This window comes from Shewanella sp. 0m-6 (genome assembly GCF_052977325.1).
Genome location: NZ_JBRIMD010000050.1, coordinates 1 through 13,442, shown reverse-complemented (window position 1 = coordinate 13,442; position 13,442 = coordinate 1). Strand labels below are relative to the sequence as shown.

At 42.1% G+C, this 13,442-nt stretch carries 13 protein-coding genes; 6 read left to right on the top strand and 7 right to left on the bottom strand.

Annotated elements, in window-relative coordinates:
• Window positions 1–651: 651 nt before the first annotated feature.
• Entirely contained in the window at window positions 652–1,338 is a 687-nt protein-coding gene (locus tag ACVBJC_RS19985) for a DUF2057 domain-containing protein (protein WP_447162652.1), read from the bottom strand.
• Between the two features lie 166 nt (window positions 1,339–1,504).
• On the opposite strand from ACVBJC_RS19985, the gene ACVBJC_RS19980 reads away from it, so the two are divergent.
• Window positions 1,505–1,870 (top strand): hypothetical protein, encoded by a 366-nt coding sequence (locus ACVBJC_RS19980; protein WP_447162653.1) that lies wholly within the window; start codon window positions 1,505–1,507, stop codon window positions 1,868–1,870.
• Between the two features lie 108 nt (window positions 1,871–1,978).
• Window positions 1,979–2,926, top strand: a complete 948-nt coding sequence (gene corA, locus ACVBJC_RS19975) for a magnesium/cobalt transporter CorA (protein ID WP_447162654.1) — start codon at window positions 1,979–1,981, stop codon at window positions 2,924–2,926.
• Window positions 2,927–3,059: 133 nt separating this feature from the next.
• Here corA and ACVBJC_RS19970 read toward each other — a convergent pair whose 3' ends face one another.
• Window positions 3,060–3,389, bottom strand: coding sequence for a DUF3135 domain-containing protein (locus ACVBJC_RS19970; RefSeq protein ID WP_447162655.1), 330 nt, complete (start codon window positions 3,387–3,389; stop codon window positions 3,060–3,062).
• Between the two features lie 279 nt (window positions 3,390–3,668).
• Window positions 3,669–4,925, bottom strand: coding sequence for an HD-GYP domain-containing protein (locus ACVBJC_RS19965; protein ID WP_447162656.1), 1,257 nt, complete (start codon window positions 4,923–4,925; stop codon window positions 3,669–3,671).
• Window positions 4,926–5,032: 107 nt separating this feature from the next.
• On the opposite strand from ACVBJC_RS19965, the gene ACVBJC_RS19960 reads away from it, so the two are divergent.
• Entirely contained in the window at window positions 5,033–5,725 is a 693-nt protein-coding gene (locus ACVBJC_RS19960) for a 2OG-Fe(II) oxygenase (RefSeq protein ID WP_447162657.1), read from the top strand.
• Window positions 5,726–5,728: 3 nt separating this feature from the next.
• Here ACVBJC_RS19960 and ACVBJC_RS19955 read toward each other — a convergent pair whose 3' ends face one another.
• Both ACVBJC_RS19955 and ACVBJC_RS19950 read right to left on the bottom strand, forming a co-directional pair.
• Window positions 5,729–7,081: an ATP-binding protein gene (locus tag ACVBJC_RS19955; RefSeq protein WP_447162658.1), complete on the bottom strand. Its 1,353-nt coding sequence runs from the start codon at window positions 7,079–7,081 to the stop codon at window positions 5,729–5,731.
• Complete coding sequence (locus ACVBJC_RS19950; protein ID WP_447162659.1) at window positions 7,072–7,746, bottom strand: response regulator; 675 nt, start codon at window positions 7,744–7,746, stop codon at window positions 7,072–7,074. The genes ACVBJC_RS19955 and ACVBJC_RS19950 overlap by 10 nt, the downstream gene beginning before the upstream one ends.
• Before the next feature lie 284 nt (window positions 7,747–8,030).
• Here ACVBJC_RS19950 and ACVBJC_RS19945 point away from each other — a divergent pair, with 284 nt between their 5' ends.
• From ACVBJC_RS19945 to ACVBJC_RS19935, 3 genes are read left to right on the top strand one after another with little or no spacing between them, the layout of a single operon-like run.
• Entirely contained in the window at window positions 8,031–8,885 is an 855-nt protein-coding gene (locus tag ACVBJC_RS19945; RefSeq protein WP_447162660.1) for a putative selenate ABC transporter substrate-binding protein, read from the top strand.
• Between the two features lie 4 nt (window positions 8,886–8,889).
• Window positions 8,890–9,654 (top strand): ATP-binding cassette domain-containing protein, encoded by a 765-nt coding sequence (locus ACVBJC_RS19940; protein ID WP_447162661.1) that lies wholly within the window; start codon window positions 8,890–8,892, stop codon window positions 9,652–9,654.
• The gene (locus ACVBJC_RS19935) at window positions 9,563–11,206 is read left to right on the top strand and encodes a PhnE/PtxC family ABC transporter permease (RefSeq protein WP_447162662.1); all 1,644 of its coding nucleotides are present in this window, start codon (window positions 9,563–9,565) and stop codon (window positions 11,204–11,206) included. The genes ACVBJC_RS19940 and ACVBJC_RS19935 overlap by 92 nt, the downstream gene beginning before the upstream one ends.
• 50 nt (window positions 11,207–11,256) lie before the next feature.
• On the opposite strand, the gene ACVBJC_RS19930 is transcribed toward ACVBJC_RS19935, so the two are convergent.
• Both ACVBJC_RS19930 and ACVBJC_RS19925 read right to left on the bottom strand, forming a co-directional pair.
• On the bottom strand, window positions 11,257–11,601 hold the full coding sequence (locus ACVBJC_RS19930; RefSeq protein WP_447162663.1) for a hypothetical protein: 345 nt from the start codon (window positions 11,599–11,601) through the stop codon (window positions 11,257–11,259).
• A gap of 227 nt (window positions 11,602–11,828) precedes the next feature.
• Window positions 11,829–12,761: a hypothetical protein gene (locus ACVBJC_RS19925; protein ID WP_447162664.1), complete on the bottom strand. Its 933-nt coding sequence runs from the start codon at window positions 12,759–12,761 to the stop codon at window positions 11,829–11,831.
• Window positions 12,762–13,442: the final 681 nt, after the last annotated feature.

Genomic DNA, 13,442 nt, shown 5'->3' with positions numbered 1-13,442 from the left:
CTTCGCGTTCGTAAGCTCACAGCTATCGCTGTACTCACCCACAAACATTACGATAAGCCCTGCTAGTAATAGCAGGGATTTTTCGTATCTGTTATTTAAAGAAAATTTCAGTGATATGCGTAAGCACTTTGCTAAAGGAGCGGTTACTCTCAACCATCCATGGGTTTCGTGACATTTTTGCATCCATGCACTTCGTAGCTCAGTTGGACTAAGATTGTTCCAGACAATCTCTAGAATTCACTTCATCCATGGAGTTCTTAGGGCATTTCATTAGAGTTAGTCGGGCCTGTCACGCTGGGGGCGCGGGTTCATCTCTTGATAAGATCAAGACCTCCCCAGCTTCGCATTCATAAGCTCATCGCTACGAGACATTCACCCACAAACATAAAGATGAAAGCCTATGCACTGCTTATTGAAAAGAATGCAGAAGCTTTTTCGTTTAGCGTCAATAATTCTTTTAAAATAGATAGTCCGCCCCAGTTTAGCTAAAACTAGGCGCTCGTGAGCATGTGGCTATCACTGTACTTACCCTCAAGCATAAAGATAAAAGCTTCATATTTCGATGAGGCTTTTTCCGTTTAGGCGCTACGATAAGCTACAGCAGTTGTTTATTTTATTAACCTTAACACTTAGACGTTATTGCTCAGTTTATTATTGATTTTCGATGCGCTTTTTAAACGCTTTACGTGTTGCTTCATCGGCCTGGCTATACCAAAAATCAAGCATTTGACCGACATTTATCTGATTATTAGGCTGAGCGGCTGTAGCTGTAGCTGTAGCTGTAGCTGTAGCGGTTGTAGGACTAGATGTCTGCGCTGCAACTATCGCTGGGGTTACGGCTTGCACTGTTGCCTCTGGGGGGGCTTGTAGCTTAAGAGAGGCGCTTTGCTGAGTCAGATTGTACGCTGCCATCTCTGTTTTATAGTCACGACCTAGTTGTAAGCCGTCTTTAATTAACTTTCCTTGCTCGAAATTAATCACTTGTTTATTAGCATCTTCCAATGAGATTTGTGGTGATTGGTTGAACTTATCAGCAGCACTATTAGAGCGAATTCTTGGTAAGGTTAACGAAAGCTCAGCATTCGTTTCATCGAACTTAATGATGATCACGTCAGATTGAAACTGAGTTTGGGAACCTTGCTGTTGATAGCGTCCCTGATAGCGAAACGCAATCTGATTCGTGCCATTGTCTAGTTTAAGTGTTTCATGGCCACTAGTTTCTATACCATTGACGAGGACGAGTTCTGAATTAGATGGCATAGACAAGGTCACATCAGCCAATGCTGACGAACTTAACAATAAAACAGAACTACAAGCTGCGGCATAATAACGATTCATCTGGGATCCTAATATGGTGTAATGTCTTCTTTATAGCAGAATGATGTTAAAGTTGCATAGTAAGATGATTTTATTACTGACTTACGTCGTAATGCTTGGATATTAGTAACAGTTTATCTTGTTATATGCGGGTATAATTGCCCTAAACACCGCAAAGGGGAAGCAAGTGCTCACTAAAATTTTAATCACCTTACTTATCATTGCTGGCGCGATGGTTTATATCCGTAAACCGAGAGAAAAAGGTGTCCGAGCGAGTACAAAAGAGTTAGGCAAGAACATGAAACTTCGGCTCGGTGCTTATGTACTCGTCAGCTTATCTCTCACTGCGTCAGCTGCCTATTGGTATTGGGATTGGAGTGATGGTAATAAAGTTGTCAGTGTAACGATAGTGTCACCTATGAGTGAGGAAACCGTAGTTTATCAAGTTAGAAAGAAGGATATTGCTAGCAATGAGTTAACAACTGTTAACGGAATTCGCATTAGATTGTCCAATCAGGAAAGAATTATCGTTGCTAATACGGTAAATAAGTAATATTTGTGCACTTTATTATGCTTTGCCCTTTGTAATATGACGTTATAGGTTAGAATAGCCCAAATTTTTTGTTCAGAATATTTGCTATAAGCGTTTAAAGGAGGAGCTATGATTACAGCCTATGCCTATGAGGATCGTAAACTTACGATTATTGAATTGAGCATCAAGGATAGTATCCCTCCCAGTATTATTTGGCTGGACCTATATAAACCCGATGAACATGAAAGAGAATGGTTAAGCCATTTTTCTGTTGAAGATGTGCCGGATGAAGAGGATATCAATGAGATTGAGGCTTCTGCGCGTTTTTATCAGAATAATGATGGATTACACATCAACTCTTTGTTTCCACAGCGTGCAGGGCAAGATGTTAAAGGCGTAAACGTCTCTTTTAACTTACGCAAAAACTTTTTACTGACAATCCGTGACGAAGATGTGGGACTTATCCGCTTGCTGCGTAACTACCTGAGACTGGGTAAAATCGACGCAACTACACCTGAAACTCTCTTGCTAGAGCTATTTAATCTTAAAGTCGATTATCTTTCAGACCTGATTGAGGACGTATATACCGTACTTGAAAACGTCAGTGAAGAGGTGTTTAAGAATGAAGAGCTTGATGATGTGTTTAAGCTGATCACCCGCCAAGAAGATTCAAACGGCAAAATTCGATTAAGTTTGCTCGATACCCAACGTTCGTTAAGGTTTATGCAGAAGCATTATCGTGGCCAATTGACCGATGATGAGTTAAAAGATCTGCGTGAGATGCTGTCAGATATTGAGTCTTTGATGCCTCATAGTCAGTTTATTTTCGACAAGCTGAACTTCTTACTCGATGCCGCTATGGGTTTTAGTGGTTTGCAGCAAAACAAGATCATTAAGATCTTTTCTGTTGCCGCCGTGGTATTTTTACCGCCAACAGTGATAGCAAGCTCCTACGGCATGAACTTTGTAAATATGCCTGAGCTTGACTGGAAATTGGGCTACCCAATGGCGATTGCAATGATGTTTGGTAGTGCTGCGGGAACCTATTTTTTCTTTAAACGAAAAGGTTGGCTATAGTTTACTCTGCAATAGCTAGCAACCACGCTATTGAAGAAAGAAAGAAAGAAAGAAAGAAAGCTCGCAATCGCGAGCTTTTTTGTGCCGATGTCACCTACCCATGGCATGTTGTTTACGGTCGCGATTAACCTTTCTAGTCTTTTTTACCCTTTTTAGTCTTTTGCTGAAAGGGGACCACATCCGCTTTATTTTGAAAGAACAGTTCAGGTTGAGAATACACCTGATTTAATAGCGCAAGTTTTTTAAACATCAGCTCGCTAACGACTTGGCAACGTTGATAAGGACTGTTGCAGAGCGCTAAGCGTTTGTCTAAGTTATCAAGCAAACAGGTGAGATTGGCTTGGTTCGCTTTACTGCTTTGGGCGATGGTTTCTTTGCAAAGGTGTTTTTGTAGTGCATCTAGTTTTTTTGGGGCATTTTCTGCAAGCCATAATAATCGGTCAAAACTTGGAAGTTTAGTCATAATAACTTCCTCCAGCGTGATAACTCATTCTATAAAACTAGTCAGTTAGCGCTAATTGGGCAAGAAACCTGCAATATGCTGGCTATTTTAAGCGCGTGATTATACCAGTCAATAAAGTCATTAATCCCCATTTTTGTTAGATATATATCTTGTGCGGGGCGGTTTTACGTCGAGTTACAACGAAAGAGAATTATTTTTCAGTGTATTACGCAAAGATATCGCCCTAGCTTGCAGGAATGTTAATTCCTACTGAAAGGGCTGATATTTATTGGACTAATATTACTTTTCTGCACCAAAGAAGTAGCTGATCTTCTCCCTAGGGTTTAGGTACTTAATCACTTTTTCCGGAAGCGCTGCAACAGGTAAGCATCGGACGATGCTTAAGCCCTCATTGGCCAGGTCGACAATAGGTGCTTGCTCTTTGGGTACGGTGGGATCATATACCAACACCCGTGGTAACAGTAGTTGGCTTAAGTTGACCGACATCACCATGGCAAACTGACCCGAGGCTAGCTCAACAATACTGCCAGGCGGATAAATACCGAGCATCTTGACTAAGCGACTAATCACTTGCTGATTCAGCTGGGACTGATAGTTTTTATACAGATAACCGAGGGCTGAATAAGGCGTCTTGGCTTTTTTACTGCGGTCAGAGTGACATAAATTATCGTAGGTATTTATGGCACAAACCAACTGACTTAGCTTATCTAAATCTGTTTCTTTTTTACCTTTAGGTACACCCGAACCGTCTAAAAACTCGTGATGGTTTAAGATGATAGGCAATGCTTCTTTAGGAAAGTTATCTGCGGCAATTAATAACTCAGCGCCCATTGCTGGGTGTTGATTAAAATATATCTGTTCTGCATGAGTAAAAGGCGTGGCCTTTCGCAGCAGTTGAGTCGGAACCCTGAGTTTGCCTATATCATGAAATAGTGCGCCCATTCCGACGAGCTCAATGTCTTTTCGGCTCCAAGCTAACTCTTTGGCAATGAGCATGGACAGTACGGCCACATTCAGCGAGTGATAATAGATCCCTTCATCACTTTTGGCGTCAGACATCAAATGAAGTACTAGCTTATCGTCAGTGAGTAATTGATTAACAACACCATGAATGAGCTCTTTAGCTTCATTGACCGCATCAAGCGGGCGATTACGCAGTTTACCGATGAGGCTTCTCATCATGGCAACGTTGCGGGTGAAGTGTTTTTCAGTCTTCTGTAAATGGCGTCTTAACGATTGCTGGGCTTCGATGCTTTTGGCTTTTTGTTGATTTAGCTCGCCAGATAAGCGCTCAAGGTTATTGTCAAGAATGCTTGTCGCTTGTTTAGCTTCAATGCAGGAAAGCGGTTGGGTGTCGCTACGCTCCGGGCGAAGGTAAACAAACTCTATACCAAGATTTTTAATCAATTCAATCTGAGCTTGTTGTTTTATTTTGAAGCTATTGAATATGAAAGGGTGATCTTTCCACGCAATCGGTAACTGAACAAAGTTACCGATCTGCAACTGTGCTACTGCGACTTTACAACTATTCGTCATGGGTATTTTATCGAACGTATCCTAATTTGCTATTTTAACTCAAGTTATATAATTTACAATTACTTAACTGATAAATTTACACATATTGCTAAACAGAGAAACTTAAAATGGACTTCATTGAAATATACCCAAATGCGATCCCTGATGACTTTTGCGATGAGTTGATAAGCAAGTTTGATACGCACTCAGGAGTAAGGGCTGGCCGAACTGGTGGTGGAGTTGATGAATCAAAAAAACGCAGTTTCGATCTTATGCTCGACTCCCATGAAGACTTAGCGCCGCTGAAGAATAAACTGCTCGGTTATACGCTATCTTATGCAACCCAATACTTTGACAAGTATGCGATGGCGCTAATGGGCGCCGTCGCCGTGAATGTTGCCGACGAACAAGGTCAGTCTGTCACGTTAACCCCAGAGAACTATGAGCGCTATGGCAAGAGTCGTGCGGAGGCCATCATTAAGTATTTGTACCGCAGTGGCAGTATCAATATTCAAAAGTATCTACAAGCTAAAGGTGGTTACCCCCACTGGCATTCAGAGCAGTTCCCCCAAGTAAGTCATAACGAAGCCTTACACCGTGTGGTTCTGTATATGTTTTATTTGAATGATGTTGAGGAGGGCGGAGAGACAGAGTTTTATTATCAGAATAAGCTGATTAAACCCAAGAAAGGCACTATGGTCATCGCCCCTGCAGGCTTTACTCATTCTCATCGGGGAAACATTCCCAAGAGTCACGATAAGTATATCGCGACCTCTTGGATCATGTTTAATCGCGCCGAACAACTCTATAGCGCTGGCTGATATCTAGATAGGGATCGAGATCCTAAAACAGGCGCCTTCGAGCTTGGATGTTTCGATACTTAGGCGTCCGCCATAGCTAATGACAATCTCATTACACACCGCAAGGCCTATGCCTTGACCGGGCTTTTGAGTATCGGCGCGCACACCTCGCTCAATAATATTCTGACGGATACTCTCTTCAACACCCGGACCATCATCTTCAACCACTAATTCAAACTCACCAGCATCGTTATAGTACGACGACACTTTTACTGTTGAAATACATAGCTTAAAGGCATTTTCCATTAAGTTACCGCAAAGTTCCATTAAGTCGCCTTTATCACCTGGGAACACATGTTCAATAGGAATAGCGGCTTCAAATTGAACCTGTTTGTCGCGGTACACTTTAAATAGCATCTGCGCCAATTGGTTAACCAAGGGGGCAATTTGGGTCTGCTCTTGTTTAAGGCCTTTACGGCCTAACATGGCACGCTTCAATTGATATTTAACCAATTGATCCATTTGGCTGACTTGTTCCATAATCTTCTCGCTGCAAGCCTCTTTATCAAGAGTACGATCATCGGTAATCGCATGTACTGCAGCTAACCGTGTCTTAAGGCTGTGAGCTAAGTCGTTCATTGCATTTTGGTATCGCTGTTGCTGGGCGCTCGATTGCACTAACAGTTGGTTTAGCGCTTGGGTCACTCCCTCTAGCTCTACTGGGTAGCCATCTGACAACGATTTAGCTTTACCATTGTTGATCGAGTTCAACTCATTTCTAAGCCTGACTAAAGGTCGCATTCCCCAATAGGCAGCACTGATCAAAAGCACTAATGCAAGCGCGAGTACGAAGGCTAAGCGAACATAGGTTAGGCGACTAAACTTACTGTATTCCTTTTCAATTTTCTCAGCATCTTTTAATACCAATAGATTGTATTTGTTACTGGCAATATCGAGTGATAATAAGTAGACAAAGTAACCTTTATTATCGGCTAAGGATAAGTAATAGGGCGGAGAGGTGTCTCTTATTTCGTTAAAGCGCTCGCAGGTATCAAATAGGCCACGATCGACCGCTAATGATGAAGTCCATACTTGATTGAAGGTACTATCACAGCTGGCGATAATATATCGTTGAGTTGCGCTATTTTCTTCGAGCCATTCGTCGCTGTTGTCAGGAATAAGGTCATGTTCCCTCAGTTCTGCGGCGACATTAGGGATCTCTGCAATAAGCTGCGCGGTCTCTTCGTTGTAACTATTTTGCGCGTGGAGGATATTAACCATCCACGCTAAGCCAAAGCCTACTAGCGCAATAATTGATAACGATGTGAGAAACATCCGCGTGAGCAGACGTTTCTTAGGTTTGAATCCTAACTGCATGGTAGGTTGAATTTATAGCCCTGACCACGAATGGTAACAATGGGATTTTCGAGGCCATCTTTAGTGAGCTTTTTACGAAGACGGCTAACCATCACTTCGATTGTGTTTGGATCACCTTCTTTGTCACCGTAAATCACATCGAGTAAACGCTGCTTAGCGACGACTTCATGACAGTGGCGCATCAGATACTCAAGAATAAGGTATTCAAACGCGGTCACTTCCATAGGCTGACTGTTAAGGCTGACTTGCTTTGCTGCCAGGTCGATTTCTAGTGGTCCGCTAGTTATCTGTGGTTTGACAAAGCCTGCGCTGCGGCGAACCAGGGCATCGAGGCGTGCCACTAACTCTTCTTTTTGAAACGGTTTCACCAAGTAGTCATCGGCGCCAGCATTTAAGCCTTCAACCTTGTCTTGCCAATTCACACGAGCAGTAAGAATGAGAACGGGGGCTTTAAGGCCATTATCGCGAAGACTTTGAATTAGGCTGATCCCGTCTTGATCGGGTAAGCCTAGGTCGATAATAGCCACATCGATAGGATAATTTGTTGCTTGGTAAAATCCCTCTTTGGCTGTTAATGCTACTTGCACTTGATTACCTAACTCACTCAGTTGCACTTTGAGGTGGTGAGACAAGATAGGGTCATCTTCAACAACTAATATTCGCATAGTCACAATATCCTTGAATTCAATACTGATTAGTTTACGCAGAATTATGCTTACTGCCAACTAGGTGTTTCTTAGTAGAACAAGCTTACGCTTTATATACTTAACCAAGGCTGAACTTAGTGATGCACCTGGTTTGGATGTTGTTTATTTGAACTAAAGAATGATATTTGCCTATAAAATACAAAAAATACCGAATTAGACGTTATTTTGTGTCGTTTTTTCTGGGTTTGTTGCTGCTTTTTCGTTAAGGTTACGTGAAAAATTACCCGCAAAAGGATTAAAATATGTCGCTTGTAAGGCGATTTACAGTGCTAGTGCTACTGTTATTAACGCCAAGTGTGATGGCGACTACGTTTACGTTTACAGCTATTCCAGATGAAGATGAACGTCAATTACGGACTCGCTTTGATAAAATAGCCACATACCTTGAAGAAAAGCTCGGTGTTGAAGTTAAATATATCCCAGTAAAGTCTTATTCTGCAGCGGTAACGGCTTTTCGTAACAATCAAGTGCAACTGGCTTGGTTTGGCGGACTGTCTGGTGTACAAGCTAGGCGTTTAGTGCCGGGTTCTGAGGCAATTGCTCAAGGCTACGAAGATCAGTTTTTTAAGAGCTACTTTATTGCCCATGCATCAACAGAAATTGTACCTAGCGACAACTTTCCAAACTTAAACGGTTACACCTTCACCTTTGGTTCAAAAAACTCGACCTCTGGCCGCTTAATGCCGCAATTTTTTATCGAGCGAAACTTAGGTAAAAACAGTAAAGATGTGTTCAAGCGCATAGGTTACTCAGGTGATCACAGCCGCACAATTACTCAGGTTCAAGCGGGTGTCTATCAAGTTGGAGCTGTTAATTACAAGGTATGGGAAACCGCATTAGCCAACGGCAAAGTGGATCTTAATAAAGTGAATGTGATTTGGGAAAGTCCAGCTTACCCTGATTATCAGTGGACGATTCGCGGTGACGTTGATAAAGAGTTTGGCCCAGGCTTTGCTGCAAAAGTGGAGTCGGCGCTCATTGGCATGACCGATCCTCATCTGTTAAAAAGCTTTCCTCGCCAGTCATTTGTCCCGGCTGAGAATCAAGATTATGAGCCGATAGAAGATGTGGCTAAAGCAATAGGGCTGATAGACTAACCTCATGTTAGCGCTAAAAGATGTCGTTATTCAGTTTGGCGATAAAGTGGTTGTAGATCTTGAGAGCTTAGTCATCAGCAAAGGTGAAAAAATTGCCATTATTGGTCGTTCCGGTAGTGGCAAGTCGACCTTGATAAATCATATTTATGAACGATTACGGTCAAGCTCGGCGCTATGTTCACAGCGACAAGGTTTAGTTGAGAATTTAAGTGTGTTTCATAATATTTTTATGGGGGCACTTAATCGCCATCGCTGGTATTACAATCTATTGAACCTTGCTTATCCATTGCACCAGCCGTTAAAAGAGGTTAACCAAATTGCCACCGAACTGGAACTGGACTGCTCACTAACGAGTCCAGTTTCAACCTTGTCGGGTGGGCAAAGGCAGCGTGTGGCACTGGCGCGCGCCTTATATCAACATCAAACATTATTTATTGGTGATGAGCCTTTTTCTGCGCTCGATCCTGTTATGGGGCAACGCTTGTTAAGCCATGTTTTAGCCTGCCACAGTACGGTGGTAATGGTTTTGCACGACATGGATATGGCCTTGACCCATTTTGACCGTGTTATCGGTTTAAAAGAGGGCAGAAAAGTACTCGATGTGTCTGCAAGTTCTCTGGATGTCGATACGCTAGAAAATTTTTATCAAGATAAGTTAGCTACAGACTCTGCTGCGCATGCTTTATTTAACCGTCATTCAGCTAACAGTTCAGGTAACAGTTCAGCTTGTACAAGCGCTTCGCTACAAAGCGACGCTAAACATCTTTAGTTTGCGCTCCCACAATCGCTCGAGGTTTAGTCTGTTTACCTTTGTTGGTTACTGGCAAAAAGTGACCTTGCTGCTATGGCTGATAACCTTTATCTGTTTTTATGCCGCGGATACCGAAATTATTGCCCTAGATCCGTGGGCAGAACTGTTATTGATTGCTAAAGGTATTGCCGCGCCGGATTTCTTTGCCACTGAATACCTACTCGATGCGTTATGGCAGACCGTGAGTTTTGCACTGCTAGGCATATTCTTAGCGCTGGTGTGGGGCGCGCCCGTATCCCTTATCTACCACAAGCCTTATATTGCCGCCATGTGTGCGTTTGTTCGCTCTATTCATGAGATTTTCTGGGCACTGCTGTTTTTACAGATTTTTGGTTTATCACCATTGACCGGTATTCTTGCTATAGCATTGCCATACGGGGCAACCTTTGCCCGGGTCTTTAGTGATATTTTGCAGCAAGCTCCCACCACAACCTTGCAAACTTTCCCCAATCAGACTGACCGAATTAGCCGATACTTTTATGGTCGAGTTGCACATGTTTTAGTGCCTATTCGAGCCTATGTACGTTATCGGTTTGAGTGTGCATTGAGAAGTAGCGCAGTGTTAGGTTTTGTCGGTATGCCGACCTTAGGTTTTTATCTTGAATCAGCATTTCGCCAAGGTCATTATCATCAAGGCGCTGCTTTACTAATGCTATTTATTGCCTTGATAGGCACTATTCCATATTGGGGGCGTATAAAATTACTGCCGATTTATTTTATAGTCGCAATATGGGCATTGCCAACCATACCTCATGTTGATGGTGGGCTTATTTGGCGTTTTCTAAGCCAAGATATTTTGCCGCCCATGTTTCAAGACTCTTCGCTGCAAAGTCATGCATATCAAAGTGGCGCGATTTCAGGCATGGCGTTACTGAGCCAATTTGTTGATTGGTTAAGCAGGTTACTCAGTGAGCAAGCATTACCCGGTGTGATAGCAACGCTATTACTCGCTTTAGCTGCACTGGGCATGAGCCACCTGTTTGCGCTAATAGGGAGCGCGGTGAGTGACAAACGCTTAAGTGGACGCTTTATCGCTAATATTAACCGGCTGGGATTATTGGTACTGCGTTCTGTACCAGAATATATATTTGCCTTCGTGTTTATGCTTTTGCTAGGGCCGTCAATGTTGCCAGCTATACTCGCTTTGGCAATTCATAACGGTGCACTTATTGCGTACTTAACCATTCGGCACGCGGACGATGTCACGGTATCGGCCCATTTTAATGGCAGACTCGATGGTTACGGCTATGAAGTGCTGCCTGCAATATACCCCAACATGATGGCGTTATTGTTTTATCGTTTTGAGGTGATATTAAGAGAAACCGCCATTTTAGGCATGTTAGGCATCGCCACATTGGGGTTTTATATCGACAGTAATTTTGAAGAGATCCGCTATAACGGCGCATTAGTGCTGATGTGTGTAACAGCTTTGGTCAATATAGTGGTTGATATCTTGAGTCGGCGTATTTTGTACAATAAAAACAAAACGCAGCTAGGGTGTGCTCATTAACAATAAAGCGTTGTAGGAGCTAGCTGCGTTTTTGATAGACGATAGATCTGTTAACTAAAGATGTTACGTTGCTTGCGTTTTTCGATGATGCCATTACCACACCAAGCCGCTAAAAGCGTAAAGGCAATAACACCCGCCATAATAGCACTCAGGCGATACCAAGGCGCGTCAGCCAATATTCGGGTTTGAATGTATTCAAAGCTACTAACTCCCCACACTAAAAATGCCGATACGACTAAACCCACTTGCAGTAATCGAGTCGCCCAATGGGTTTTAATAAACAGCAATAATGGACTTAGGGCAAAAGCAATACACGCCTCATTTTGGCCAAAGCGTAAAAAGTGTGCGCCGATAAGAAGATAAGCTAAACAGATAAGAAGGATCCGCCACCACATGAGACTCTACCTTTGAAATGATACTTGTGGTGTAGAGCTTACGTGAAAGTATAAGCGGTATTCTATAGGCGGCTTCACAATAATGACATTTAACCAGATTAGAAACACTGAAGCCAAGCATCAGACAGAAGCATCAGATAATACACATCGCATCAGAGCTGTACCTTATTCATACTGAGCCATCTACCACTACAACTTATCGCGGATACTTGCGAAAAACTTTGAGTTTACCAACTCACTTTTGGACAGAATGTATGGTACGCCCCGTTATTGCAAACAGTTTCAGTGCTAGTTGAGCAATCTACAATTATGACGGAACCTCTAGGAACAATCTTTGTTGACGCTCCCGGAACAGCCAATCCGTAAGCTTTAAAAGTTGTTAATAGCGATCGCCATTGTATTAGCGATAGACCGTCTGTTTTAAACTTCGGTGAGAACGGATTATTCTCATCAACAAGGTCAATTACATTACCGTTTTTATCAATAACTTTAACAAACTTAAGATGTATAACGTTATCCATATCTTCAAACGAAAGAACGGCATAAGCCTTACCATCATCAAATTCAAAAACGATTGGTCTAGCATTAATCTTTATATAAGAATTAGCGGCTACTGTGGTCATTGATTCTAAATATAAACCTGTTTTCTCAACAATAGTTTGCTTAACTGGAAGGCTGTTAAAGTAGTTACTAACTGCAGTTTCGTTATATGAGGCACCAATAAGCTCATATGCGCTATCTAAAACCTCTTTAGGTGTATCAATTGCAAATAACGATATTGATGAAAGGTGATTTTGTAGGTCTGCAAAATAGTTAAATGTATTCAATTCTGCGTTAGTTAGACTAACTTCGTTAGCAGTTAAGGTATGTTCAAGCCAACAATCGTAAATCCCCCCCCCTTCGCCATCAGGTTCTCTACCATTAGGGTCGCATACAGTTTCATTGTTTTTGTAAACGCTATATTTTTTTACGGTATAATTTTCAATGTTCATCACATGGATGTAAACAGTTTGTTTGGGTATAGCGTTATCTTTTGCAAACTGAGTGAATTGTGCATCAGTAACGCATGAATTACATTCAACATGATAGCTATCAATAGCTACAGCTGATGTGGTTAGCGAGCCAAATAAAAGCGCCGATGTTATAATTTTCTTTAACATTTCATAATCCTTAATGATTTTTATTATTCCCGATACGAATTAACGTTTCCCCCAGATAGAGTGCAACACTTAAGTTGTACCTTTTTGTAATACAACATTGTACATATGTATCGCTCATCGCCACACCTAACAAATGTTTCTCGAGCATTTTTTTAGGTATGGTAAAGTGTTTGTAGATACAATATCTTTCATCGGCGAACTTCACTTTTATATTGAAAAGCAACTGAGCGGTAAGGTATTAATACGTTACATTGCAAAAGAGTTACCTCGTAGTAATGGCATAGCCTTAAGAGAAGCCAAACAAAAACAATTTAGGTGTATGCTACTAACCAGTACTATCAGTGAAAATGATTTTGGGGCATTTCCAAGTTGTAAGCCGAACAATTAAAGCCCAAATGTAAGTACCAATTATCCGGTGTAGATGCGGTTGAGGCCGTCGAAAACAGGGACGTTTTCGTTGAGCTCACAAGGACGTGCTCGCAGCGAGCCTCAGCAGTATCTGCACATTCCCCCGCTGGAGGCGATTGATAACTACGAAGCAACAAGTTCAAAAACTCTACTTGATAACACCAACCCAAAAATAAATGTAATCAATCTTCATTTGAAGGCTAACTCACTTTGGGGCGTGCGACGTGAGGTCGTATGAAGCGCTGTTCACCGCTTTTGAGTGAACCATCTGTA